Source organism: Parasedimentitalea psychrophila (assembly GCF_030285785.1).
Taxonomy (GTDB): domain Bacteria; phylum Pseudomonadota; class Alphaproteobacteria; order Rhodobacterales; family Rhodobacteraceae; genus Parasedimentitalea; species Parasedimentitalea psychrophila.
In genome coordinates this window covers 4,780,999-4,806,319 of record NZ_CP127247.1, presented here as the reverse complement: position 1 = coordinate 4,806,319, position 25,321 = coordinate 4,780,999, and the positions used below count along the sequence as shown (strand labels likewise).

The window sequence follows — 25,321 nt, the reverse complement described above, 5'->3', positions numbered from 1 at the left end:
ACTGCATTGCGACGAATCCCTGCGTTAGAACGGCAAGTCTGGCCATCCGAGGGCAGGTGTGGTTGTTTCGGAACCAATTGGGCAGCACCGGAAACTGATTTGATGGATATGAGAATCGCCTTTTTGGCCAGTCAGGCACCGGTGGCCCAAAGCGCGCTTGCAACATTGACCACGCGCCACGGCAACATTGCGCCCGCTGAGGCCGAAGTGATCGTGGCGCTGGGGGGGGACGGTTTTATGCTGCGCACCCTGCATGCCACCATGGATCTACCGGCGCCTGTTTACGGGATGAACCGCGGCACCATCGGCTTTTTGATGAATGTCTACACTGAAGATGGCTTGATTGAACGGTTGCAGGCCGCCGAGCAGGAGATCATTAATCCGTTGTCCATGCGGGCGATGGATCAACATGGAACGCTGCACCAGGCCCTGGCCATTAACGAGGTGTCCTTGCTGCGGGCCGGCCCGCAGGCCGCCAAGCTGAAGATATCGATTGATGGGCGAGAGCGTCTTGAGGAGCTGGTCTGTGATGGGGCGCTGGTTGCCACCCCGGCGGGGTCGACGGCTTACAATTACTCTGCGCATGGCCCTATCGTGCCCATCGGCGCGGATGTGCTGACCTTGACCCCCATTGCCGCGTTTCGTCCAAGGCGTTGGCGCGGGGCGCTGTTGCCAAGCGGTGCGACGGTGCGGTTTGATGTGCTCGAGGCAGAAAAACGGCCGGTGAATGCGGATGCGGATTCGATCTCCAAATCGATTGCGGATATTGATTGGGTTGAAATCAGTACCGAAGCCAATGTGCAGCACAAGATCCTGTTTGATCCCGGTCATGGTCTGGAAGAGCGGCTGATTTCCGAGCAATTTTCCTGATCCATGCCACTCACGAAGACGTGATACTCTGACTGCGGACAAGCCTCCAGTTTACACTACTTCAGGCAGGCTGGAAGCAGCGACGGTCGCTCCATCCGTGACCGATCTGTTGTGAACGAGTATGTTTGGTAACCAAGCGTCGGGCGTGGGGCCCCAACCCCACGCCCACGTTGTACCTGTTGGTCGCGTCATCCGGAGAGGATGACGCAGGCGGGTTATTGCGCCATGCGCTCCCACAGCAAATCACACATGCGGCCGATGCGGGATTCAATGGCGACACAGGCGTCCACCGCCAGATCCTCGCGCCAGCGCCGCGCCACGATCTGTACATTGATCGGTTGCGGCCCCTGCGGCAGCTCGGCCAGTCGTGACGGAACGCAGCCTGCGGGCAGGCCCATATAGTTGATGGCATAAGAATAGACCGCACAGCCCAGTACCTCGTGGACGCCCTCAGACCCTTCGGTGTCGCGGTCGGGTTTGAAAAACGGTTGCGGCAGGAAGGGGGTCAGGACCAGCGGATATTGTTCCAGAAACAGCGACCATTGCCGGGCATAATAGGTTCGCTTGGCCATCATTTTCAGCAGCTCGCTGTCCTGAAACGGCGGGAATTCCTGAAAGTAGACCTCAAAGATGTCGCGCACGGTTTGCGATCCGGCCGCATCGATGTCTTGCTTCATCAGCGCATGGACCTCGCCCATCAGGGCGCGGTAGCCGGTGCGCCCGGCGTCAAAGACATTGGGCGGCTCGACCTGTTCGACGATATATCCGGCATCAACCAGCGCATCGCGGGCGGTGTCCAGCGCTGCCTCGACCTGCGGGTGCAAGTCGTAACCAAAGGTGTTCTTGGTAAAGGCGACCTTGATGGGGCCATCCAGCGGCGCTCCGCGCCAGGGCAGGGGAACGTGAAAAGGGTCACGGGGATCACCGGTTATCATCGTCGGCATCGACAGATGCAGATCGGCGGCACTGCGGGTCAGCAATCCCTGCACCGACATCGACTGCGCCAGCATGCCGCGCTCGGCAGATTGGCTGGGATTAAAGGCGGGCACCCGGCCCAGACCCGGCTTGACAGTCACCGCCCCATTGGCGGCGGCGGGAAAGCGCAGGCTGCCGCCGATATCGTTGCCATGCGCCAGTCCGCCAATACCCGCCATCACCGCAGCCCCAGCCCCACCGGAGGATCCGCCGGGCGAGATATGTTTGCCCCATGGGTTAAAGGTGCGGCCAAACAGCGGGTTGTCGGTGTCGGCGCGAAACGAAAACTCGGGCGTGTTGGTGCGGCCGATCACCACTGCGCCAGCCTTTTGCAGGTTTTCGACAAGCGGGGCGTCTGCCGGCGCAATCAGATCCTTAAGCGCGGTTACGCCGTTGGACGAGGCATGACCGGCCTGATCGACGTTGATCTTGATGGTGACGGGTACCCCGTGCAGCGGGCCGGGAGTTGCGCCAGCGGCGCGGGCCTTGTCCAGTGCGTGGGCCCGCTCCAGCGCCTCGGTGCTGAGATCCTCGACCACGGCATTCAGCGCCGGGTTTACCGCATTCATACGGCTGATCGAGGCGGCAATACTGCTCTCGGCGCTCAGGTCTCCGGCATGGGTGCGGGCGACGGTCTCAGTGGCGCTTAGGCGCCAAATATCATTGTTTGTCATGTCATTAATCTCCTGCGGTGCAAGTTAAGCAGCAACAGGGGAGTTGCAAGAGAAACCCGAGGTCACAAGATTGAACACCCAAGAAGACCCTGTTCGACGGCACCAGCAGGGACCGCCTCAGGCAGGGGCGGTAGAGGTAGATAGCGGATGGACTGTACCCCGTGGCATGGATTGCTCTCACCAGCCCTGCCTTGGGGGCAAGGCCGGTTAGGCTGATTTACACTAGATTATTCCGCCGCATAGCCAATGGTTTGCAGCGCGACTTTGATTTCATCCAGAACCGCCGGATCGTCGATGGTGGCGGGTGGTTTGTAGGCGGTGCTATCGGCGATGTTTACCATGGTGCCGCGCAGGATTTTGCCGGATCGGGTTTTGGGCAGGCGATCGACCACCAGGGCCAGTTTGAACGCCGCCACCGGGCCGATCTTTTCGCGCACCAGCTTGACCACCTCAGACACCACTTCGCCGTGGTCGCGCGTGGTATTGGCGTTCAAGCACACGAAGCCCAGCGGCAGCTGCCCCTTCAACGGATCCGAGACGCCAATCACCGCGCATTCGGCCACATCCGGGTGACCGGAGAGCACCTCTTCCATACCGCCGGTAGACAGCCGGTGACCGGCCACGTTGATGACATCATCAGTGCGCGCCATGATATAGAGATAGCCGTCGTCGTCTTTCATGCCGGCGTCGCCGGTCTCATAATAGCCGGGAAAGGCGGTGAGATAGCTGGACTGGAACCGTTTGGGCGCGTTCCACAGGCCCGGCAGGGTGCCCGGAGGCAGCGGTAGCCTGATCGCAATCGCGCCAAGCTCCCCATTGGCAACCGGATGGCCGCCTTCGTCCAGAATATCAATCTCGTAGCCCGGCATGGGCACCGCCGGAGAGCCAAGCTTGGTCGGCAATTCCTCGACCCCCAGCGGATTGGCGGCAATCGCCCAGCCGGTTTCGGTCTGCCACCAGTGGTCAATCACCGGCACGCCAAGATGTTTTTGCGCCCAGAGGATGGTGTCCGGGTCGGCGCGCTCCCCCGCCAGATAGACCTGACCGAGGTTGGACAGGTCGTAGGTCTTGACCAGTTCGCCGCTGGGGTCTTCGCGTTTGACGGCGCGGAATGCGGTGGGCGCGGTGAAGAAGCTTTTGACCTTATGTTCGGAAATCACCCGCCAAAAGGTGCCGGCGTCCGGGGTGCCAACAGGCTTGCCCTCAAACACAATTGTGGTGTTGCCGGCAATCAGAGGAGCGTAGCAGATATAGCTGTGCCCCACCACCCAGCCAACATCCGATGCCGCCCAGAACACATCGCCGGGATCGACGTTGTAGATGTTCTTCATGCTCCAGTTCAGCGCCACCAGATGGCCGGCGGTGTGGCGGATCACTCCTTTCGGGGCGCCGGTGGTGCCCGAGGTATACAGAATATAGGCCGGGTGGTTGCCCTCTACCGGCACGCATTCGGCTGGCTGCACCCCAAACTGAAAGCCGTGCCAGTTGACATCGCGGCCTTCAACCAGTTGGGCAACGTCCTGTTCGCGCTGGAAAATCACGCAGAAATCGGGTTTGTGCGCGGCCTGTTCAATGGCGCCGTCCAGCAGCGGCTTATAATGCACCACCCGGTTGGGCTCTAACCCGCAGGAGGCGGCAATGATCGCCTTGGGTTTTGCATCGTCAATCCGCACCGCCAGTTCATTGGCCGCAAAGCCGCCAAACACCACCGAATGCACCGCGCCGATTCGGGCGCAGGCAAGCATCGCCTCCAGCGCCTCGGGGATCATTGGCATGTAGATGATGACGCGGTCGCCCTTCTCTATGCCCTTTGCCCGCAGCGCGCCGGCCAGACTGGCGACACGGTTGCGCAGCTCAACATAGGAGATCTCGCGTTTGGTATGGGTGATCGGGCTGTCGTAAATGATCGCCGTCTGCTCGCCGCGCCCCTGCTCGACGTGGCGGTCAACCGCATTGTAGCAGGTGTTCACCCGGGCATCGGCGTACCATTCGTAATAGGGGGCATCATCGTCGAACAGCGCTTTGCTGGGCGGCCTGTCCCAGCTGATAGCCTCAGCGGCCTGCATCCAGAACCCTTCGGGATCGGTCTTCCAGCCTTCATAGAGTTTCTGGTATGACATGGCGTGCTCCTCCTACTTCGCAGAAGAGAGTTAGGCGCAAGATGAGCGCGTCGGCAAGGCGGCAGCGTCACCGCGCGTCAGATTATCGCAGATAATTTGCAAATTCGGTCTGATGCAGGCTGCAAAGTTTTGCAAACTGCTCGGTTTGGAGAAGATTTTTGGAAAAATAGTGCGGTTTTGCAAATCTGCTAATTTGTCAGTGCAAAAGTCCCGCCTTAGCCACTCTTGCCCGGAAGGCACTAACTAGCTTTTTCCATTGTAGCCGGACACTTCGAGTTGCAGTGCGGGACACTTCGAGTTGCAGCAATTCGTTATTTGGGTTTGAGGGCATTTTGCGCGGTATTTGTCGCCTGTCACCCCCGACTTTCTGCGACCATCATTTAATCCCATTCCTTTTTGCTGAGGACGGCTTGCAGCATGGCATCTACTTCCGAAAAAAAGGAACCCCACATCGTAGGCCCACCCATTTTTGCGTCGGGCGACCCACAGAGCGTCCATTTCTCCCCGTTCGTGCAAGTTTTGTTTTGCACATCAGGGCCCCCGTTTTTGGGTGACTGTAGTGATTTGGGTGCTTTGGTGGCAAACGTTTTGGGACAAAGCTATGCGCAAGCGAAGTGTTCTGGGGCGGAAATCGATTAGAACGCCGGTTTAACGACCTCTTTAAACGGTCAGTAAATAGGGTTTCAACACTGTTGTCGTGAGGAGTCGAAGACGAGTTGGAGTCTTGAATAAGAGGTGAGGGGGCATGGGATGGTGGTTTCAGTGGGCTGCGGCCTAGTTCGCGTCAGCTCTCAGCTCTCAGCTCTCAGCCATCTGCGAACCGCCACATCGGTCACGCAGAGTTTACGGGCGATCTGGACCTGTCCCGCTTTCGTTCCGCCCCTTGTGCTCATTTAGGCGGCGATCTTTTCAAAAGCCAAGGGACTTTTCCAGCCTAATGCCGAGTGTCTCCGGCGGGGATTATAGAACCCATTAATGTACTCGAAGATGGCGATCTCAGCAGCCCTGCGGGTTTGCCAAGAGTGCCGCCAGATCAATTCCGCTTTGATGGTTTTGAAGAAGGTTTCCATTGCGGCGTTATCATAGCAATTACCCTTGCCGCTCATGGATACCTTGAAGCCATACCGGCGCAGGATTTTCTGGTAATCCTGCGAGCAATATTGGCTGCCCCTATCAGAATGATGGATGCATCCTTTGGGCGGCCTGCGCAGGGTTATGGCCATGTTCAGCGCCCGTATGGCCAGATCGCGCTTCATCCGGTTGCTGACAGCCCAACCGACCACGCGCCTGGAGTACAGGTCCAGAACCACGGCCAGATAGAGCCAGCCCTCGCGGGTCCAGATGTAGCTGATATCAACAACCCATTTTTGATTGGGTCGATCTGCTGAGAAGTTCCGGTTCAGCAGGTTTGGCGTGATGTTGAACTTGTGATTGCTGTCCGTTGTGGCCTTGTACTTACGGGTTCTGACAACAGATATGCCGTTCTGGCGCATCAATCGGCCGACACGGCGGTGACCAATATCCAGACCAAGCTCTTTCAGTTCTTCGACCATTCTCGGTCGGCCGTAGCTCTGCAAACTCAGGCGGTGCTGCTCCCGGATGTGGGCCAGCAGAACCATATCCCCACGTTGACGCTGGCAGGCAGGGCGTTTGCGCCAGGCTCGGTAGCCACGTGGGGTGACATCCACAATCCGGCAAAGTCGCTCTGTGGGAATGCTATTGCGGTGCCTTTCAACAAATGAAAACCTCATTTGCTTTGGTCCGCAAAGAAGATTGTTGCTTTTTTTAGCAGCTCCCTCTCCTCACGTAGAAGGCGGTTTTCCCGGCGAAGGCGCTCGTTCTCCTTGGCCAGTTCCTGATCCTCTTTCGAAACAACGTCCGCGTCACGATAGGTTCTGATCCACTTGCACAGGGTGGACATACCAACCCCAAGATCGGAGGACGCCTGTCGGCGGGTCTAGCCCGCTGGTCAGTGCGATCCGCACTGCGTCGCGTTTGAATTCTTCGGATGGTCGTGGTGCCATGGTGTATCTCCTTTGGGGCAGAATATGCTCTCAAAGGGGCGGAACAATACCGTGACAGGTCCAATCTGTTTGGTTGCACTGTCGATCCCGCCATGCGCGGCTGACTTTTCCGAAAGCGCGCAGAGCGAGGACCAGTAGCCGACAATGCTGCTCAGATATCCATACTCGTGTGGATCACCGTTCTGGATTACTCTTCCGTAATCGTCATATGCGTGGACGATGTGCCACTCCGGGTAGGTCATGAAGGTTCGGGATTCCGTCCGATGGTATTCAATCGGGATCAAGGAAGCATATTCTTCCCCAGGCCCTTCCCCCTGGCAGCTTGTTTCCACGTAGACAATCGGAGCGATCAGAACCATCGTCAGCAAGGTTAAGGCCAGAAGGCCGCGCTTTGTCCAACGCCAAAGGGCGTTCACGCTCGGGGCTCGATGAAGAGGCCCGAAACGAGCGCAAATCCACCAAGTGCCAGATGTGGTAGGTTCGCAAGACTGCGCCCAAGCGACAATTCCATGCCCAGAGAGGCGTTAGTGAAGATGCCCATATCCAGAAAACCATAACCTGTGAAGAAGCCAAAAATGCCGTCACCCATGTATGCTGCACCGAAAAGGACAAGGAAGATCCTCGCTGCTTTGCGCGACATCAGACCCGCGATTAGCGCCCAGAGAGCCGAAGCCACATGTAAAGCATCGTCGTATAAGTCCAATGCGAAGATGCCAAAGGCCAGTCCGCTTTCGTCGGTCAGTCCGGGAATGTAGTTGATCGAGGCTGCGATCATCAGAGCTATGAAATAGCCAATCGAGATCTTCTGAAGTTTGCTCATAGCGTTCTCAAATATGTGTCCCAAAAATTATTCCGCAGGATGAGGTCAGGGTCAATGCGGCGTTTGGCATCCACGAAAGCAGGCACCTGCGGATATGCAGCTACCAACTGGTCGACACGTGCGTGTGGGCGATACGGCAGGTAAAAAGCGCCGCCAATAGCCACTATTCTATCGATCAATATCTCAGTCATCCGTGCCATGTCTGCTTCTGCCCGCTCGGCTAATTCTTGGCTGAAGGACATGACCGCCGCAATGCGCGGTTTAGGCGCATAAGACAGGGTGCTTTCCGCATCAGCTGCCACGTAGCGCAAAGTGACATTCAAGAACTCCTGGTAAGAGGCTGGGATGACCTCTCGGCAAACCGTCAGAAACTCGTTGAACCTGTCGAAATCAACAAAATACTCATGGAGTATGTCAACCCGGTCTGGATTCCGGTCATCAAGCGTTTTAACAGGCTCGTTCATCAGGCCGTTACGTGTAACATCTCCACCTCCGAGAGTTGGTCCGATGACAGTTTCATTCCACCAGCGAAAATCCTTCATCGGCTCACTTCCGAGCTGGGCCCGGTAAATGCGGCTTGCCAAAACAGACATCCAGCCCGACCCGCCTACTGGCGGAAGATTTTCCTGTTCTGTTGTTTTTCGGTAGGTAACGAGTAATGCCTCTTCGAAAAATGCAGCACGTTCCACATTGAGGCGCCCATAGGCCATTGTGACTTCCGGATCCATTAGGGCAGTCTGATAGGCTCTGCTGAACTCGTCTGCTGGCATGACCTCATAGAGAGGAAAGAGCCGGGTATTGTTCTCCATCTCTACTTCTAGATCCACTATCGCACCAATCAGGCCATAACCGCCCATAGCATGCCCGAAAAGCTCGGAGTTTTCCTTCCGTGAACAGGTAACAAGTTCTCCGGACGGCAGGATCATGTTGAGGGAACGCACCGTCGACCCCATTGGGCCATAAGGCACCGGCCACCCATGCGCATTCACGCTGTAGGTAGCAGCAACTCCAAAATCGTTGTTCGATTGCATAACTTTGGGAGAAAAACCAATCAGATCGAGGGCGGAAATCACCTGGGACCAGCGCGCGCCAGCGTGCACACGGTATACGCCTGCATCCGTATCGGGTTCGATCATGCTGTTTTCGAAGGTCATTGCGATTCCATTCCTTGGAATGGCTTGGCCACCCATGGAGTGACGCGCCGCGCCAATGTTGAACGGCCGCCCATCTGCCTTCGCCGCACGCATCTCATTGCGCACTACCTGGATCAGGGCTTCGCCTGGGTCCTCGCTAATCACGATATGCTTATGAACAGGTGTTGCAGAAAGTCCGCTAGCATCGTTGAGGATACCTCCGCCCGATGAAGGAATAATCCGTTTCACCCCATCAAACACCGGTTGTTTCACACTAAACTGGTTGGCCGCAATCCATCCTGCTGCGCCACCAGACCCGAGCAGGAAAGCTCGGCGGGCAATCCTTTTCATCTGGCCTCCATTCAACGGCCGAATTTCTATTAACGGCCGAATGAGTTTCCCTGTAGGTCACAGGAATACAATTTACACAATAATTGGCCAATTTCATTAAGCCGACAAGTCATAAAATCCACCGACAATGTCGTCACGTTGGACACATGAAAAAATTGGTGGCTTTCTCCACTTTGTTTCTAGGCTATTTTTCTGATTACGGCACTCCCCACGAGCGGCAGCAAAGCGAAATCTGCACTGTGGAATTTGATCTTGGGACTAGGCTCAGGACTCATAACCAGAAGATCACGGTTGCTGCGAGAGCGATGGCGGACAGGAAGACCTTCGGGCATCGGTCATAACGGGTAGCCACGCGCCGCCAGTCTTTCAGGCGACCAAACATGATCTCAATCCGGTTACGTCTTTTGTAACGACGCTTGTCGTACTTGATGGTTTTGTCTCGCGACTTTCGTCCAGGGATGCAGGGCGTTATTCCCATATCTACAAGGGCCTCTCGGAACCAATCCGCGTCATATCCGCGATCTCCCAATAGCCAGTCGGCCGCTGGCAGGCTATTCACCAGAGCTCTTGCCCCAGTGTAATCGCTAACCTGACCGGCGGTCAGGAAGAACTGGATCGGCCGCCCAATCGCGTCCACTGCCCGGCAGTGGTTTGCCTGCAAACCATGAGAGGGGGCACGGCATGCAACTTCGTGTTCATACCGCCCTTGGTACGTCCCCTCTCGGGACATTGATGCGCAATGCCCTGCCGGGCAGGGGATCAGACGTCCACGCCCCCTTTTTTTTACCCGCAGGCTGGAGGCCGTTCGATGTGCCTTGAGGTAAGTTGCGTCAATTGAGATCGTCTTGTTGTCAGGAACCTCGGCTGCCAGCCCCATCATAATCCGCGCGAACACCCCCATGTCGCTCCACCGTTTCCAGCGGTTGTAGAGCGTCTTGTGTGGACCATACTCCTTGGGCGCATCACACCAACGCAACCCATTGCGATTGATGAAAATAATACCACTTAACACTCGACAATCATCGACCCGTGGCACGCCATGACTCTTCGGAAAATAGGGCCGAAGCCGTGCCATCTGATCTTCTCTCAGCCAGAAAAGATTACTCATAAAACCCCCGTAATTTGGGGCCTTGAATCATGCAGAACAGATAGCCTCAAGCAGATTAATGGGTCCTGAGCCTAGGCTCAGGACTCATAATCAGAAGATCACGGTTGCTGCGAGAGCGATGGCGGACAGGAAGACCTTCGGGCATCGGTCATAACGGGTAGCCACGCGCCGCCAGTCTTTCAGGCGACCAAACATGATCTCAATCCGGTTACGTCTTTTGTAACGACGCTTGTCGTACTTGATGGTTTTGTCTCGCGACTTTCGTCCAGGGATGCAGGGCGATATTCCCATATCTACAAGGGCCTCTCGGAACCAATCCGCGTCATATCCGCGATCTCCCAATAGCCAGTCGGCCGCTGGCAGACTATTCACCAGAGCTCTTGCCCCAGTGTAATCGCTAACCTGACCGGCGGTCAGGAAGAACTGGATCGGCCGCCCAATCGCGTCCACTGCCCGGCAGTGGTTTGCCTGCAAACCATGAGAGGGGGCACGGCATGCAACTTCGTGTTCATACCGCCCTTGGTACGTCCCCTCTCGGGACATTGATGCGCAATGCCCTGCCGGGCAGGGGATCAGACGTCCACGCCCCCTTTTTTTACCCGCAGGCTGGAGGCCGTGCGATGTGCCTTGAGGTAAGTTGCGTCAATTGAGATCGTCTTGTTGTCAGGAACCTCGGCTGCCAGCCCCATCATAATCCGCGCGAACACCCCCATGTCGCTCCACCGTTTCCAGCGGTTGTAGAGCGTCTTGTGTGGACCATACTCCTTGGGCGCATCACACCAACGCAACCCATTGCGATTGATGAAAATAATACCACTTAACACTCGACAATCATCGACCCGTGGCACGCCATGACTCTTCGGAAAATAGGGCCGAAGCCGAGCCATCTGATCTTCGCTCAGCCAGAAAAGATTACTCATAAAACCCCCGTAATTTGGGGCCTTGAATCATGCAGAACAGATAGCCTCAAGCAGATTAATGGGTCCTGAGCCTAGTTGGCTCACTTTCAAAATGTGGGTCAAAGAAGAGAACCCATTGGTCTCATGCGTCGGAACAAATTTTTGGGTATAGCTTACATCGCACCCTTCAAATACAATGTTCTCATAGCCCATTGCTTTGAGAGACGCCTTTAAACTCTCATCAGAGCCCTGATCAGCTAAAGCGGCACTGGCTGCTATGCAGAAATAAAATGTCAGTATGCGTAGCATAATAGTACCTGTAATTTAGAATATTTCAAATCGCCAATCGACTGCACCACTACGTCCAGACCATTCTCCAAGCCCTCATGGCAAACACTGGCAGAACCTAACACTTACTCACCCCTCAGCTGATTTTGCGCACTTTTTTATCGTCAACTCAGAGATACACAAGAATAATGTCCGCCAATAGCGGCCATAGGTGCAACTGAGGCAAAACTCACCCTGTCCGCATAGCTGCCGTTAGTGCTCTTCGCAGCGAACGGCTCCTTACCGCCCTTAGTGACGGATTTCTGCGGCCGTAGCATTGTTCGCTGACTGCGCTAGTTCGGAGTTTTCTGGGTATCGTTCGAATGGCAGCTATTGGATGAAAGTGTTAGAAATGAGTGCTGTGCTCGGATCCCAGTTGGGAGCACCATGTGTCGGTTTTCCCCAAAAACGATTCCCACTTCCAGCACGTAAGGGAATTTTTCAAATACCCCTATATCTTTGATCTCTTTAAACAAATCCCTATCTGGGAAGCCGTGAACAAACTTGGCGCAGGATTTCCCAGTTTCGACCCTTAGAGAGAGCGCGCTTGCCGGGCTGCCGAGACGGCTACAATGGCCGATCAACCTTATTTATAAGGCTCGCAGAGAGGTCAGAATAATTTGCAAAGATAGGTGTCTCAATATTGTTCAAACGGCGTTAAAGGCCCGTATTAAGCTGTTTTGAAGGACATCCAAAAAATTTGTCCAGAACGCGGCCCACCGTCACGAAACCCCTTGTTTATAAGGTTCTATCCGGCTTCTTCCGCCATCCTCCGGGGTCTTCCGGTTACTGCAATAATAAGTGTCCAACAACATCGGCATCGTGTTGAGAATGGGGTCTGGCTAACAATAAGGAATTATTGACATGCAACTTAAAGGTAAAACCGTCATTGTAACCGGCGGCAGCGATGGCATTGGCAGGCATATTTGTCTGAAACTGGCTGCCGAAGGCTGCAAACTGGCCGTTCTTGGCCGCAACAGCACGCGGCTTGATGCGGTGGTGGCTGAATCGCTGGCTCTGGGGGCTGTCGAGGCACGCGCCTATGCCGTCGATTTCATGGATGCAAAGGCCTTGGCGACCACGGCGCAAACGATTGAAACTGATTTTGGCGTTGTTGATATCCTTATCAACAACGCCGGTGTCTGGCACAAAGCCGGGCCGCTCGATTCTATTGATGCGGATATGCTGGTCACAACCGTTCAGACCAATCTGACTGCCCTGATGCAACTGACGCTGCACATCCTGCCAATGCTGCGCACACGAGGTGAGGCCGCGATTCTCAATATTGCGTCCAAATCCGGCGTTGTCGCTCAGGCCGGGCAATCGGTTTACTCGGCCACCAAATATGGCGTGCGCGGGTTTACCGATGTGTTGAAGGAAGATGAGGCCGAAACCGGTGTACGGGTCGCCGGACTGTATCAGAGCGGCACCAATACGGGTATGTTTGCCAAGGCTGGCGAAGAGGTTCCAAACCACATCTTTACCGAGCCTGACGATCTGGCTGACGTGGTTGTCTTTATGCTGTCACGGCCAGAAAAACTGTGGATGCACGAGGTGCGTGTCGAGATATAACAGGCATCGCCCTTTGCCCCTTTGCCCCCTTGCCCCTTTGTCCGTTTGGTATTGAACACAGGGGCAAAGGGGGGGGGCTGCAAGAGCAAATGACCAGCAGCCCTGTTATGTTGCGCTGGCGGATTAGCCGTAGTGGGTGACCGGCGTGCCGGCAATGGCGGCCATGTTCAGCAATCCGCGTGCGGTGATCGACGGTGACACGATATGGGCGCGGTTTCCCATGCCCATCAGAATCGGCCCGACCTCCAGCCCGTCTGCCCGCATTTTCAGAATGTTGCGCACACCGCTGGCCGCATCCGCATGAGCAAAGATCAGCACATTGGCGGCGCCCTCCATCCGCGAGTTGGGGAAGATCCGCGACCTAAGGTCAGCATCCAGAGCGGTGTCGATGTTCATTTCGCCCTCATAGACAAAATCACGCGGCTTGTCGTTCAGGATTTCCAGTGCAGCGCGCAACCGGGTGCCGGTATCGCAGTTGGTATTGCCAAACTGAGACTGCGAACACAGCGCGATCTTGGGCTCCAGACCAAAGCGGCGCACGTGACGGGCGGCGCCAATCACCGACTGGGCAATCTGCTCGGGGGTGGGTTCTACCCGGACATGGGTGTCGGCGATGAACAGGGGGCCGTCTTCGAGGATCATCAGCGACAGAGCGCCGTGTGGCTCAAAGCTATTGCCCCCCAGCATCTGCGTGACGTAATTCAGGTGCCAGCGATATTCACCAAAGGTGCCGCAGATCAGGCTGTCGGCCTCGCCGCGCTGTACCATGATGGCGCCAATGGCCGTGGTATTGGTGCGCATCACCGCCTTGGCGATGTCGGGGGTGACGCCCTGACGTTGCAGCAGCCGATGATAACTGTTCCAGTAATCGTAATAGCGCGGATCGTTCTCGGGATTGACGATCTGAAAATCGGAGCCGGGGCGAATATCCAGCCCCAGCTTTTCGCAGCGGGCGTCTATCACCTCGGGGCGACCAATCAGGATCGGGGTCTCGGTGGTTTCTTCCAAAATCGCCTGCGCCGCGCGCAGCACCCGTTCGTCTTCACCCTCGGCAAATACAATCCGGCGCGAGGCAACGCGGGCCGATTCAAACACGGGCTTCATCAGCAGTGCCGATTTGAACACCGTCTGGTTCAGTTTTTGTTTGTAGGCTTCCATGTCGTCGATTTGACGGGTGGCAACACCGGTTTCCATCGCCGCCTTGGCCACCGCCGAGGACACCACTGCCACCAACCGAGGGTCAAACGGTTTGGGGATCAGGTAATCGGCGCCAAAGGTCAGCTGTTCGCCCTTATAGGCGGCGGCCGCCTCGGCCGAGGTGGTGGCGCGGGCCAGTTCGGCGATGCCCTCGACACAGGCAATCTGCATGGCGTCGTTGATCTCAGTTGCGCCAACATCCAATGCGCCGCGAAAGATAAACGGAAAGCACAACACGTTGTTGACCTGATTGGGGAAATCACTGCGCCCGGTGGCGATGATGGCGTCCGGTTTTACCTTGCGGGCCTCTTCGGGCATGATTTCCGGGTTGGGATTGGCCAGCGCAAAGATGATCGGCTTGTCAGACATCTTGGCAACCATTTCTGGCTTCAGCACATTGGGCCCGGACAGCCCAAGAAACAGATCGGCACCGTCGATGACGTCATCCAGCGTTCGCTTGTCCGAAGCCTGGGCAAAGGCCGCCTTATGCGGGTTCATATCCTCAACGCGGCCCTCATAGACCAAGCCGTGAATGTCGCAGAGCCAAATATTCTGACGCTTGACACCCAGTTTCAACAGCATGTTGAGGCAGGCAATTCCGGCCGCGCCGCCGCCGGTTGAAACGATCTTGATGTCGTCAAAGCTTTTGCCAACCACATGCAGAGCGTTTTTGGCGGCGGCGCCAACCACAATGGCGGTGCCGTGCTGATCGTCGTGGAACACCGGAATATTCATCCGTTCGCGGCAGATCTTCTCAACGATAAAGCAATCCGGGGCCTTGATGTCCTCTAGATTGATGGCGCCGAAGGTGGGTTCCAGCGCGCAGACGATATCGGCCAGTTTTTCGGGGTCGCTCTCGTTCACTTCGATGTCAAAGCAATCAATGCCGGCAAAATTCTTGAACAGAACCGCCTTGCCCTCCATCACCGGTTTTGAGGCCAGTGCGCCGATGTTGCCCAGCCCCAGCACCGCAGTGCCGTTGGTCACCACCGCCACCAGATTGCCGCGGATGGTATAGCGGGCAGCATTGGCGGGGTCGGCCAGGATCTCGGTGCAGGCCTCGGCAACGCCGGGCGAATAGGCGCGGGCCAGGTCGCGACCATTGGCCATCGGCTTGGTCGCACGGATCTCCAACTTACCGGGCTGCGGGGATTCGTGATAATGCAAGGCAGCCTGGCGGAGGTTCTGAGTATCGGACATAGGGCGCTCCAAAAATATGTAGTTTAGTGTTAAACTAATTTTGACGTCGGGGAAATGGTTGAATTGAACCGCTCCATTTTCGCAGCGGCTTCTTGCACATTCTGCCCAATGTGATCACTCTGATGCAAAAAGCATAGGGATGGTTTTGATGATGGCTACAATAGCCGAGATGCGATTGCCGACGCAGGAATTGCGTGATGATATTCCGTTTTATACCAAGGTGTTGGGGATGCGAATGGATTCAATTTATCCGGCCGATGACCCCAGCGTCGCGGTGTTTTCCGGGCATGGGCTGCGGCTGCGTATTGAGAAAGGCGCGCCCGAGGCGCCGGGCACCCTGCGCATTCTGACCGAAGATCCCGATGGTTTTGCCAATGGGCAGCGCCAGTTGACGGCGCCAAATGGGACGCGGATTGAAATCGAAGACCGCAACCCACCGCTGGTGATGCCACAAACGGTGCATTCCTTTGTGGTGCGCCGTCTGGCCGATCAGGCCCCTTGGGTCATTGGCCGGGCAGGCATGAATTACCGGGATCTGGTGCCTGATCGGCTGGGCGGCGCGGTGATTGCCAGCCACATCCGCATTCCGGGCGGCGGTCCGGTGCCGGATATGGTGCATTTTCACCGGGTTGGTTTTCAGCTGATCTTTTGCATTCACGGCTGGGTGGACGTGGCCTACGAGGATCAGGGACCTCCCATGCGGCTGACCGCAGGCGATTGTTTTATCCAGCCGCCGGAAATTCGCCACCGGGTTTTGCATTCGGGCGATGATGTGCAGGTGATCGAAATCGGCGTTCCTGCTGAACATGTCACCGAAATCGACCATGACATGACTCTGCCGACACCAAACCTGCGCCCTGACCGCGAATGGCAGGGGCAGCGGTTTGTCTTTAATCAGGCTCGGGATGCCGACTGGCAGGATTTCCGCCTGCCGGGGTTTGTCAGCCGGGGCACCACCATTGCCGCCAATACCAAAGGCGTTGCCGATGTGCAGGTGGTGCGCAAGGGGCAGGGAGACAGCCCCTTTGCCAGCCATGATACCGATATCCTGTTTGCCTTTGTAATGTCGGGTCAAGTGATCTTGCACGGCGAGGGGCGCGAGCCGTATAATCTGGAACCGGGCGATGCTTTTGTCATCCCACCGGGGATGAAAACCAGACTGTCGGATGCATCGGATGATCTGGAACTACTGGAGGTTAGCCTGCCGGGCAGCTTCACCACGACATTGGAGACACCATGACCCTGAAAAATGCTGCCACCGCTGTGCGCCTGAATGCCCACGCACCCTATTCCAACTTCAAGGTGGGGGCTGCGATCCGCGCCGTCTCGGGGCAGGTCTATGTGGGCTGTAATGTCGAAAACGTCGCCTATCCCGAAGGTACTTGCGCCGAGGCCGGGGCGATTGCGGCGATGGTTGCGGCCGGGGAGACGCAGCTGACCGAGGTGTTTGTGATTGCCAATTGCCCGGCGCCAATTCCGCCCTGTGGCGGCTGCCGGCAGAAATTGGCGGAATTTGGCTCAGGTGATGTGACAGTGACGCTGGCCACAACCGACGGCGATGAGCAGGTGACCACCATTGGCGATCTGCTGCCGGGCAAGTTTGACGCCAGCCACATGGACCGGAGTTAATTCAATGGATGCGCGCGCGATCATTGCCACCTTGCGTCGGGGCGACACCCCAAGCGAAGACCAACTGCGCTGGTTTGCCCGGGGGCTGGCAGATGACACGGTCAGCGATGCGCAGGCCGGTGCCTTTGCCATGGCGGTATGCCTGCGCGGGCTCGGCCCTGAGGGGCGGCGCGCCCTGACCCTTGCCATGCGCGACAGTGGCGAGGTGCTGAGCTGGGATTTGGATGGGCCGGTACTGGACAAGCATTCCACCGGCGGTGTCGGTGATTGCGTGTCGCTGCTGCTGGCACCGGCGCTGGCCGAATGTGGCGCCTATGTGCCGATGATATCGGGGCGCGGGCTGGGCCATACCGGCGGCACGCTGGACAAAATGGAAGCCATCCCCGGTGTGACAACTCAGGTGCCACAGGACCGGTTGGTGCAGATCATGCACGAGGTCGGCTGTGCCATTGTCAGCGCCACCGCCCAGATCGCCCCGGCGGATAGGCGGCTCTACGCGATCCGCGATGTGACCTCGACTGTCGAGAGCCTGGATCTGATCACCGCGTCGATCCTTTCCAAGAAACTGGCTGCCAGCCCGGATGGTCTGGTACTGGATGTCAAGCTTGGTTCGGGCGCCTTCATGAAAACCCTCGACGAGGCTCGGGCGCTGGCCCGCGCTCTCAGCGAGACGGCCAATGCGGCAGGGTGTAAGACCTCAGCTGTGATCACTGATATGAACCAGCCCTTGGCGCCAGCATTGGGCAATGCACTTGAGGTGGCCGAGGTGATGAAGGCGCTGACCGGTGTCACGCAGGGGCCTTTGTCCGAAATCACCGCTGTCTTGGGTGGTATTCTGCTGGCGGATGCCGGTCTGGCCACCAGCGAGCAGGACGGCGCCGATCGCATCAATGCCGCCCTGTCTGGTGGTCAGGTCGCTGACCGCTTTGGCCGGATGATCGCCGCAGTTGGCGGGCCGCTTGGGTTTGTTGACAACTGGCAGCGTTTCCTGCCCGAGGCGACGGTGATCAAGGAGATCGCCGCCAACCGCGCGGGCTATGTCACTGCCATCGACGGCGAGGCGCTGGGCCTTGCCGTGGTACGTCTGGGCGGTGGGCGGATGGTGGAAAGCGACTTGGTCAACCCTGCCGTTGGACTGGCTGGGCTGGTGCGTCTGGGCGAGAGGGTTGAAAAAGGCACGCCTTTGGCGGTGGTCCATGCGGCCCGCGAAGAGGCTGCGCGCATTGCCGAGGCAACGGTGCAGGCGGCGATCACCATTGCGCCGCACCCCGCTGATCTGCCGGATCTTATCCATGAGAGGATATCCTGATGCCGCGTGCGTTTTTGGTGGTGATGGATTCCGTTGGCATCGGCGGTGCGCCGGATGCCAGCAGTTTCTTCAACGGTGCTTTGCCGGATCTTGGCGCCAATACTGTGGGTCATATCGCACAGGCCTGCGCCGAGGGCCGGGCTGAGATTGGCCGCTCTGGTCCGCTGCACCTGCCGATCCTCGAACAGCTGGGGCTGGGGGCTGCGCTGCGGCTGGCCTCATCCGTGCCGCTGCCGGGGTTTAGCGCTGAACCGCAGGGCCGCTGGGGCTGCGCCGCCGAGGTGAGCCGCGGCAAGGATACCCCGTCGGGACATTGGGAACTGGCCGGGTTGCCGGTGCCTTGGGATTGGTGCTTTTTCCCCGACACTGTGCCGTCATTTCCCCCAGATCTGAGCCGCTATGTGGCTAGGGCCGCCGGGGTGGATGGTATTCTGGGTGACTGCCACGCGCCCGGCACCGCCATTATCGAACGTCTGGGCGAAGAGCACATGCGGAGCGGCAAGCCGATCGTCTATACCTCGGCGGATTCCGTGATGCAGATCGCCGCCCATGAAGAGACATTTGGTCTGGATCGGTTGCTCGATCTATGCCGCAGCATTGCACCACATCTGCACCAGATGAAGGTCGGCAGGGTCATTGCCCGGCCCTTTGTCGGCAATGCGCAAGACGGGTTCACCCGCACCACCAACCGACGCGACTTTGCCATTACACCGCCAGCGCCAGTGCTGACCAATTGGGTGCAAAACGCCGGGGGGGCGGTGCATGCAATTGGTAAAATCGGCGACATCTTCACCATGCAGGGTATTGATACCTTGCAAAAAGGCGCGGATGCGACACTGATGGAGCATCTGGCGGATCGGCTGCAAAACGCCGCCGATGGCAGTCTGACTTTTGCCAATTTTGTCGAGTTTGACAGTCTTTATGGCCATCGCCGTGACATCTCGGGCTATGCCCGCGCGCTGGAATGGTTTGACGCCGAGATCGGCAAAATCATTGAAATGATGCGCCCGGGTGACATGTTACTGCTGACAGCTGATCACGGCAATGACCCCAGCTGGCCGGGCACCGATCACACCCGCGAACAGGTGCCGGTACTGATTGCCGGGCTCGGCTCCGGCCCGGTTGGCGCGGTGGGATACGTTGATATCGCCGCAACCATTGCGGATCATCTTGGTGTTGTGCCAGAAGGCCCCGGAAGGAGCTTCTTATGAGCGTTGCCGACCTGCCAAAAATCGAATTGCACCTGCACCACGAAGGGGCGGCGCCGCCGGCCTTTATCCGCCAGTTGGCGCATGAAAAGAAAATGGACCTCAGCGGCATTTTTCGCGCTGATGGCGGCTATGATTTCCGCGATTTCACCCATTTTCTGTCGGTCTACGAGGCCGCCAGCGAGGTACTGACCGGCCCCGAAGAATTCCGCCGCCTGACGCTGGCCATTCTGGAGGAAAGCGCCGCAAATGGCGTGGTCTACTCAGAGACCTTCCTCAGCCCTGATTTCTGCGGTGGTGGCGATCTGGCCGCCTGGCGGGATTATTTGGCGGCGATACAGGATGCCGCTGATGAGGCCGAGAAACGGTTCGGTATCACCCTGCGCGGCGTGGTGACCTGTGTGCGCCATTTTGGACCGGATAAGGCCAAGAAGGCGGCACAATGTGCGGCGGATACCGCAGGCGACTGGATCGTCGGCTTTGGCATGGGCGGCAACGAGGGCATGGGACAACAGGGCGATTTCGCTTGGAGCTTTGACTGCGCCCGCGAGGCCGGGTTGCGGCTGACCACCCATGCGGGTGAATTTGGTGGCCCCGAGAGCGTCCGTGATGCGGTGCGGATCTTGGGTGTTGAACGGATCGGCCACGGCGTGCGCGCCATCGAGGACGCCGATCTGGTGCATGAACTGGCTGACCGCGGCACTGTGCTCGAGGTCTGCCCCGGCTCGAACGTGGTGCTGGGACTGTGCCCGGACTTTGCCTCACATCCCATATCGCGTCTGCGCGATGCAGGCGTTAAGGTCACGGTGTCCACCGATGACCCGCCGTTTTTCCACACCACCATGCGGCGCGAATATGAGATGCTGAACCAGGCTTTTGGCTGGGACGCAGACGATTTCGCCGCCCTGAATGCGACGGCCCTGGCGGCCGCCTTTTGTGATGATGCCACCCGTGACCGGGTGCAGAAAAGACTGGAGAGCTAAATGAGCGAACATCTGACCGTCGTTGACCACCCATTGGTGCAACACAAACTGACACTGATGCGGGACAAGGGCACCTCGACCGCCGGCTTCCGTCGGCTGCTGCACGAGATCACCCAACTGCTGGCCTATGAGATCACCCGCGATATGCCGCTGACCACCACCACCATCGAGACCCCGATGGAGGAGATGGAATCGCCGATCCTGGCCGGTAAGAAACTGGCGCTGGTGTCGATCCTGCGGGCCGGCAACGGTATGCTGGACGGGGTGCTGGAACTGATCCCTTCGGCCCGCGTTGGCTTTGTCGGTCTGTACCGGGACGAGGAAACACTGCAGCCAGTGCAGTATTATTTCAAAGTCCCCAAGGGCATGAATGATCGTCTGGTGATTGCCGTTGATCCGATGCTGGCCACCGGCAACAGCTCGGTCGCCGCCATCGACCTGCTGAAAGAGGCCGGTGCCACCGATATCCGTTTCCTCTGTCTGCTGGCCGCACCCGAAGGTGTTGCGCGGATGAAAGAGGCGCATCCGGATGTGTCGATTGTAACGGCATCGCTGGATCGTGAGCTGAACGAGAAGGGCTATATCATGCCCGGTCTTGGTGATGCGGGCGACCGCATGTTCGGCACCAAGTAAGAACCTGGCAGGTTGGGGCAGAATTATGGGGTGATTGCGCAACTATTTGGGTGATTGCCTCATTATTGTCCACAAACCATGCTTGCCACCGAATCACTTTTCAGGCATCTTTGACCCATATTTTGTGGGGCACGGCTATGATGATCACTAGAGTTATTGCATTGACCATTGCGGCAGGCACCTTTGGCCTGTCCGCCGTCCCCTCCCAGTCTCAGGCCCAATCACAGTCCAGTGCAGGGCTGCCTGCTGAATTCCCTCCGGCTTCGTACAGGGGCAAACAATATGTCGACAGCAAGGGCTGTGTGTTCATTCGGGCGGGCATCGACGGCAATGTGACCTGGGTTCCGCGGGTGAGCCGCTCGCGCAAGCAATTATGTGGTCAGCAGCCGACTGCGGTGGCCGGCGCGACCCGTAGCCCCTCGCAGGGTGGCCCGGCACCGCAGCTGATTACGCTGCCAGCCAGTCAGCAACCTTCCACTCCGGCTCCGGCTCCGGCGCCAACACGACCCGCGACGGCGGTGGCCAGCACCAGCGCACCCACCACTCCGGCGCCAACCAAACCGCAACGTCCATCTGCGACAGCCAGCGCGGCCCCGGTTGCGGCCCCAGTCAGGGCCGCCAAGCCAGCGCCGCAGTCCGCCGTTGCGGCCGCTCCCGCAGTCTCTGCTGCCCGGGCACCCGTTGCGACCGCTGCGTCTCCGGCGTCTGGCGGTTGCGCCAATGCCTCTGCGCTGAGCCAGCAATATACCAATCAGGGCGCCCGCTGTGGCCCACAGGCGGTGTCTCCGGTTACCTTTGGCACTGGCAGCGGAGTAGGGCCGCAATCGTCGCTGCGGTTGACCCCCAACACGCGCGTGGTGCCAACCCATGTGTACCAGGCCCGGCGCCACAGTCAGGCCGTCACCCCGCCCAGTGGCTATCGCGCTGTTTGGCAGGACGACCGGTTGAACCTTCAGCGGGCCGAGCGCGGCCTGAAACCTGCGATAATCAGCGGTATGGTTCAGGTTCCCGCAGGCTATGTATTGGCAAGCCGCGAGGATGACCGGCTGAACAGCCAGCGCGCAACCCGCACCGCCGAAGGCGATGCGCAAAGCGATCTGATCTGGACCCGCACCGTGCCACGCAAACTTGTCGCCCTGCCGCTGGATCGTCCGGTGGTCAGTTTGCCGACAAGTGCCGCCGTGAGTCAGGCCGAGGTGTCCGAAAATCTGGTGCTTCACCTGTCGACGCGCTCTGCTCCGGCGCCGCGGCGCTATGTCCGCGCGGCAACCTTTTCTGATCCCGCCGCCGCACGGGCGGCAGCGCAGGGGCTTGCGGCCCGCGGCCTGTCGGTGCGACTTGGCAGTGTCACCCGCAAGGGGAAGATGTATAAAGTGGTGCTGGCCGGTCCCTATACTGACACTGCCGCTGCTGAGGCGGCGCTGACCAATGTCCGCGCTGCGGGCTATTCAGGGGCACGTCTGAGCAAATAATTCAGCCTCAGAAATCACCGCAGAAACCGCGATAGAATTCAGCCGCAGATGTTTTGCAACTGCACCCAGTCCCGGTCATTCAGCACCGGCTCCAGGCTGCGTCCCGCCATGGGGTCCGCCTCGATCAATCCCAGTACTTTTTCACCGGTGATATCCTGGGCATAGGCATAGGGGGTTGAGGGAATCGCCGCCTGGGCAAAGGTGGCCAGAATTTTCTCTTGCGGCACATCCGGGCGTGGGGCGCTGACCATGGTTTCAGTGAAACGGTCCAGACTGTTTCGATCCAGTTTGCCAGTGGTCAGCAGGCGGAACGAGGCCAGCATACCACCAGAGGTCAGCACTTCGATCAGCGGGTCGCTGGTCTGGGCACGGGCGCGCTCGATCAGTATGGCACCGGCCGCCACTGCGGGATCCTCATGATCTTCGATCAGCGAGCGGTTCAGCAGAACGATATTGCCCGGTAGGTGCAGGCTGGAGGTAAGGCCATCGCGCAGCACAACAACCTGCCGGACTCCCGTCCGTTCAGCCAGCTTCGCCAGAATTGGGGCCGTCTCAGGGGTTGAACAGGCTTGCCCCGACACCCGCTCAATTCGACCCAGCAGGGCTTGGCCGATGGCTTTGCGTTTGATGTCGGGAACCACACTGACCGTGTGACGGATCATCGCACCTGGCAGCCAGAACACCAGCAGCGCGGCGAACAGCCCAAGGCCGCCAAGCACGCTGACCGAGCGCAGCCGCCCCGGGTGCGGCCGGGCGCCTGCTATGGCCTGCTGCACCCTTTCAATGGCCTTCAGCATGGTGGTTTCATCTTCGCCCAGCTCCAGCGTCTCACCGGGGTCGCCATCGGGATGGAACAGCGCTGGGTAGCGGCCGGGGTTCTGCCGTTCCACTGCCGCCAGCGACCAATGGGCCAGCGGTCGTTCCTTCATGTCGATAATCGTCAGCGTGGCATCGCCGACCGAAACAATCACGTCCCGGCGTTGCTCTTCGGGGCTGGCGCGCCACAGGCCCGCAGCCTCAAGCCGTTGATATTCCCGGAGTGCAGTCATCTGCTTATTCTTGCCTGTGCCTCAATTACAATGTGAGGCTAACACGGTTGGCCCCTTGGCGGCAAACGGCTTTGCCGCCAAGAGGTTCATTTCAAAGGCGCTGCCTTGCTCAGAGGTTTTCGGCAAGTTTGCGCAGCTCGAACTTTTGGATTTTGCCGGTCGAGGTCTTGGGGAGCTCTTGAAACACCACCGTTTTGGGCGTTTTAAAGCCGGCTAGAGTTTGCCGAGCAAAGCTGATCAGATCAGCCTCACTCGGCGCGGTTCCCGGTTTCAGCTCGACAAAGGCACAGGGCACTTCGCCCCATTTATCGTCGGGCTTGGCGACCACCGCTGCCAGACTGACATCCGGGTGCCCCATCAACACGCCCTCGATCTCGACGGAGGAGATGTTCTCACCGCCCGAGATGATAATATCCTTGGCCCGGTCCGAGATCTGCACGTAGCTATCAGGGTGCTGCACGGCGATGTCGCCTGAATTGAAATAGCCATTGGCAAAGGCCTCGGCGGTGGCCTCGGGGTTCTTCAGATAGCCCTTCATGACCGAATTGCCGCGAATGGCGATTTCACCCTGAGTGCGGCCATCCATGGGCACAGGCTGGTGGTCACTGTCGCGCACCACCACATGTTCCATCATCGGCATGGCGACGCCCTGGCGGGCCTTGATCGCGGCCACACCTGGCTTGTCCAGCGCATCCCAGTCGCCAGCTTTCCAGTAACACTCGGTGACATGACCATAGGTCTCGGTCAGCCCATAGACTTGGGTGATGTTGAACCCCAGATCCTCGATCTTGGCCAGGGTTGCGGGGGCAGGCGGGGCGCCGGCGGTGAAGACCTCGACCTGGTGGTCAAAGGTCCGGCGATCCTCATCCACCGCGTTGACGATCATGTTGAGTACGATCGGAGCACCGCCAAAATGGCTGACTCCCTCATAGTGGATCGCGTTATAAACCGCCTTGGCTGAAACATCACGGCAGCACACCAAGGTGCCGCCCAGCAGCGGCATCATCCAGGTGTGGTTCCAGCCGTTGCAGTGAAACATCGGCACAATGGTCAGATAGATCGGGTGCAGAACCATGCGCCACGAGACCACGGTTCCCATGGTCATCAGATAGGCGCCGCGGTGGTGATAGACCACGCCCTTGGGCCGCCCTGTGGTGCCCGAGGTATAGTTCAGCGCCAAGCTTTCCCATTCGTCCTGCGGCAGGATCCAGTCAAAGTCAGCATCGCCTCCGGCCAGCAGATCCTCGTAGGTTGGATGGCGGCCACTGGCGTGCCAGCCGGCCTGATCGTCAGCAACTTCGATCAAGGTCGGTGCCGGGCCGTCCATCGCCTCAATCGCCGCTTCGGCCAGTTCCAGAAACTGCGAATCCACCAGCACCACCTTGGCGCCACCGTGATCAAAGATATAGGCCACCGTGCCGATATCCAGCCGGGTGTTGATGGTGTTCAGCACGGCACTACAGGCCGGCACCCCAAAATGCGCCTCGGCCTGGGCCGGCAGGTTGGGGATCAGTGTTGCCACCACATCACCGGGTTTGACCCCAAGTTTGACCAACCCCGAGGCCAGCTGGCTGCAACGCTGGTAATATTCGCCATATGTTTTGCGGTGGCTGCCATAGCTCACCGCCAGATGATCCTTGAACACCACCGCAGCGCGCCGCAGATGCGACAGCGGCGTCAATGGCACATAGTTGGCGTCGGTTTTTACCAGACCTGTTTCGTCAGCCATCCACCCCATGTAATTCCTCCCAGAATCATTCGATATGTC

17 protein-coding genes and 2 pseudogenes are annotated in these 25,321 nt (G+C 58.4%); 9 read left to right on the top strand and 10 right to left on the bottom strand.

What is annotated here, in order from left to right; translation table 11 throughout:
- Positions 1 to 102: 102 nt before the first annotated feature.
- Complete coding sequence (locus QPJ95_RS23240) at positions 103 to 870, top strand: NAD kinase (RefSeq protein WP_270920146.1); 768 nt, start codon at positions 103 to 105, stop codon at positions 868 to 870.
- A 215-nt stretch (positions 871 to 1,085) separates the two neighbouring features.
- Here QPJ95_RS23240 and QPJ95_RS23235 read toward each other — a convergent pair whose 3' ends face one another.
- The 7 genes and pseudogenes from QPJ95_RS23235 to QPJ95_RS23205 form a co-directional block, all read right to left on the bottom strand.
- Positions 1,086 to 2,519: an amidase family protein gene (locus QPJ95_RS23235; RefSeq protein ID WP_270920145.1), complete on the bottom strand. Its 1,434-nt coding sequence runs from the start codon at positions 2,517 to 2,519 to the stop codon at positions 1,086 to 1,088.
- A 227-nt stretch (positions 2,520 to 2,746) separates the two neighbouring features.
- Positions 2,747 to 4,639: a propionate-CoA ligase PrpE gene (gene prpE / locus QPJ95_RS23230; RefSeq protein ID WP_270920144.1), complete on the bottom strand. Its 1,893-nt coding sequence runs from the start codon at positions 4,637 to 4,639 to the stop codon at positions 2,747 to 2,749.
- 893 nt (positions 4,640 to 5,532) lie between these two features.
- Positions 5,533 to 6,663: pseudogene (locus tag QPJ95_RS23225) on the bottom strand (IS3 family transposase).
- 412 nt (positions 6,664 to 7,075) lie between these two features.
- Positions 7,076 to 7,483, bottom strand: coding sequence for a hypothetical protein (locus QPJ95_RS23220; protein ID WP_270921267.1), 408 nt, complete (start codon positions 7,481 to 7,483; stop codon positions 7,076 to 7,078).
- Positions 7,480 to 8,967: an FAD-binding oxidoreductase gene (locus tag QPJ95_RS23215; RefSeq protein ID WP_270921268.1), complete on the bottom strand. Its 1,488-nt coding sequence runs from the start codon at positions 8,965 to 8,967 to the stop codon at positions 7,480 to 7,482. Before QPJ95_RS23215 ends, QPJ95_RS23220 begins: the two co-directional genes overlap by 4 nt.
- Before the next feature lie 271 nt (positions 8,968 to 9,238).
- A complete protein-coding gene (locus tag QPJ95_RS23210) occupies positions 9,239 to 10,075 on the bottom strand; it encodes an IS5 family transposase (protein ID WP_286018225.1) in 837 nt (278 codons plus the stop codon).
- A gap of 90 nt (positions 10,076 to 10,165) precedes the next feature.
- A pseudogene (locus tag QPJ95_RS23205) lies at positions 10,166 to 10,995 on the bottom strand (IS5 family transposase).
- Between the two features lie 1,170 nt (positions 10,996 to 12,165).
- On the opposite strand from QPJ95_RS23205, the gene QPJ95_RS23200 reads away from it, so the two are divergent.
- Positions 12,166 to 12,873 (top strand): SDR family NAD(P)-dependent oxidoreductase, encoded by a 708-nt coding sequence (locus QPJ95_RS23200; RefSeq protein ID WP_270919686.1) that lies wholly within the window; start codon positions 12,166 to 12,168, stop codon positions 12,871 to 12,873.
- 123 nt (positions 12,874 to 12,996) lie between these two features.
- Here QPJ95_RS23200 and QPJ95_RS23195 read toward each other — a convergent pair whose 3' ends face one another.
- Positions 12,997 to 15,270 carry an NADP-dependent malic enzyme gene (locus QPJ95_RS23195; protein ID WP_270919685.1) on the bottom strand — a complete coding sequence of 758 codons (2,274 nt, stop codon included), beginning with the start codon at positions 15,268 to 15,270 and terminating at the stop codon, positions 12,997 to 12,999.
- 148 nt (positions 15,271 to 15,418) lie between these two features.
- On the opposite strand from QPJ95_RS23195, the gene QPJ95_RS23190 reads away from it, so the two are divergent.
- The 7 genes from QPJ95_RS23190 to QPJ95_RS23160 all read left to right on the top strand — a co-directional run bounded on the left by QPJ95_RS23190 (position 15,419) and on the right by QPJ95_RS23160 (position 22,504).
- On the top strand, positions 15,419 to 16,510 hold the full coding sequence (locus tag QPJ95_RS23190; protein ID WP_270919684.1) for a cupin domain-containing protein: 1,092 nt from the start codon (positions 15,419 to 15,421) through the stop codon (positions 16,508 to 16,510).
- The gene (locus QPJ95_RS23185; RefSeq protein ID WP_270919683.1) at positions 16,507 to 16,899 is read left to right on the top strand and encodes a cytidine deaminase; all 393 of its coding nucleotides are present in this window, start codon (positions 16,507 to 16,509) and stop codon (positions 16,897 to 16,899) included. The genes QPJ95_RS23190 and QPJ95_RS23185 overlap by 4 nt, the downstream gene beginning before the upstream one ends.
- A gap of 4 nt (positions 16,900 to 16,903) precedes the next feature.
- Positions 16,904 to 18,208, top strand: coding sequence for a thymidine phosphorylase (locus tag QPJ95_RS23180; RefSeq protein WP_270919682.1), 1,305 nt, complete (start codon positions 16,904 to 16,906; stop codon positions 18,206 to 18,208).
- Positions 18,208 to 19,419 (top strand): phosphopentomutase, encoded by a 1,212-nt coding sequence (locus QPJ95_RS23175; protein WP_270919681.1) that lies wholly within the window; start codon positions 18,208 to 18,210, stop codon positions 19,417 to 19,419. Before QPJ95_RS23180 ends, QPJ95_RS23175 begins: the two co-directional genes overlap by 1 nt.
- A complete protein-coding gene (locus QPJ95_RS23170; RefSeq protein ID WP_270919680.1) occupies positions 19,416 to 20,399 on the top strand; it encodes an adenosine deaminase in 984 nt (327 codons plus the stop codon). The genes QPJ95_RS23175 and QPJ95_RS23170 overlap by 4 nt, the downstream gene beginning before the upstream one ends.
- Positions 20,400 to 21,032: a uracil phosphoribosyltransferase gene (gene upp, locus QPJ95_RS23165; RefSeq protein ID WP_270919679.1), complete on the top strand. Its 633-nt coding sequence runs from the start codon at positions 20,400 to 20,402 to the stop codon at positions 21,030 to 21,032.
- 137 nt (positions 21,033 to 21,169) lie between these two features.
- A complete protein-coding gene (locus QPJ95_RS23160; protein ID WP_270919678.1) occupies positions 21,170 to 22,504 on the top strand; it encodes an SPOR domain-containing protein in 1,335 nt (444 codons plus the stop codon).
- A gap of 38 nt (positions 22,505 to 22,542) precedes the next feature.
- Here the strand turns inward: QPJ95_RS23160 and QPJ95_RS23155 are convergent, their stop codons facing one another.
- Positions 22,543 to 23,553 (bottom strand): hypothetical protein, encoded by a 1,011-nt coding sequence (locus QPJ95_RS23155; protein WP_270919677.1) that lies wholly within the window; start codon positions 23,551 to 23,553, stop codon positions 22,543 to 22,545.
- A gap of 109 nt (positions 23,554 to 23,662) precedes the next feature.
- Positions 23,663 to 25,291 (bottom strand): AMP-binding protein, encoded by a 1,629-nt coding sequence (locus tag QPJ95_RS23150; protein WP_270919676.1) that lies wholly within the window; start codon positions 25,289 to 25,291, stop codon positions 23,663 to 23,665.
- Positions 25,292 to 25,321 lie beyond the last annotated feature (30 nt).

Bases quoted from the DNA above. Each gene is read 5' to 3' on its own strand.
- QPJ95_RS23240 (WP_270920146.1), top strand. From the start codon at position 103: ATGGATATGAGAATCGCCTTTTTGGCCAGTCAGGCACCGGTGGCCCAA.
- QPJ95_RS23235 (WP_270920145.1), bottom strand. From the start codon at position 2,519: ATGACAAACAATGATATTTGGCGCCTAAGCGCCACTGAGACCGTCGCC.
- prpE (WP_270920144.1), bottom strand. From the start codon at position 4,639: ATGTCATACCAGAAACTCTATGAAGGCTGGAAGACCGATCCCGAAGGG.
- QPJ95_RS23220 (WP_270921267.1), bottom strand. From the start codon at position 7,483: ATGAGCAAACTTCAGAAGATCTCGATTGGCTATTTCATAGCTCTGATG.
- QPJ95_RS23215 (WP_270921268.1), bottom strand. From the start codon at position 8,967: ATGAAAAGGATTGCCCGCCGAGCTTTCCTGCTCGGGTCTGGTGGCGCA.
- QPJ95_RS23210 (WP_286018225.1), bottom strand. From the start codon at position 10,075: ATGAGTAATCTTTTCTGGCTGAGAGAAGATCAGATGGCACGGCTTCGG.
- QPJ95_RS23200 (WP_270919686.1), top strand. From the start codon at position 12,166: ATGCAACTTAAAGGTAAAACCGTCATTGTAACCGGCGGCAGCGATGGC.
- QPJ95_RS23195 (WP_270919685.1), bottom strand. From the start codon at position 15,270: ATGTCCGATACTCAGAACCTCCGCCAGGCTGCCTTGCATTATCACGAA.
- QPJ95_RS23190 (WP_270919684.1), top strand. From the start codon at position 15,419: ATGATGGCTACAATAGCCGAGATGCGATTGCCGACGCAGGAATTGCGT.
- QPJ95_RS23185 (WP_270919683.1), top strand. From the start codon at position 16,507: ATGACCCTGAAAAATGCTGCCACCGCTGTGCGCCTGAATGCCCACGCA.
- QPJ95_RS23180 (WP_270919682.1), top strand. From the start codon at position 16,904: ATGGATGCGCGCGCGATCATTGCCACCTTGCGTCGGGGCGACACCCCA.
- QPJ95_RS23175 (WP_270919681.1), top strand. From the start codon at position 18,208: ATGCCGCGTGCGTTTTTGGTGGTGATGGATTCCGTTGGCATCGGCGGT.
- QPJ95_RS23170 (WP_270919680.1), top strand. From the start codon at position 19,416: ATGAGCGTTGCCGACCTGCCAAAAATCGAATTGCACCTGCACCACGAA.
- upp (WP_270919679.1), top strand. From the start codon at position 20,400: ATGAGCGAACATCTGACCGTCGTTGACCACCCATTGGTGCAACACAAA.
- QPJ95_RS23160 (WP_270919678.1), top strand. From the start codon at position 21,170: ATGATGATCACTAGAGTTATTGCATTGACCATTGCGGCAGGCACCTTT.
- QPJ95_RS23155 (WP_270919677.1), bottom strand. From the start codon at position 23,553: ATGACTGCACTCCGGGAATATCAACGGCTTGAGGCTGCGGGCCTGTGG.
- QPJ95_RS23150 (WP_270919676.1), bottom strand. From the start codon at position 25,291: ATGGGGTGGATGGCTGACGAAACAGGTCTGGTAAAAACCGACGCCAAC.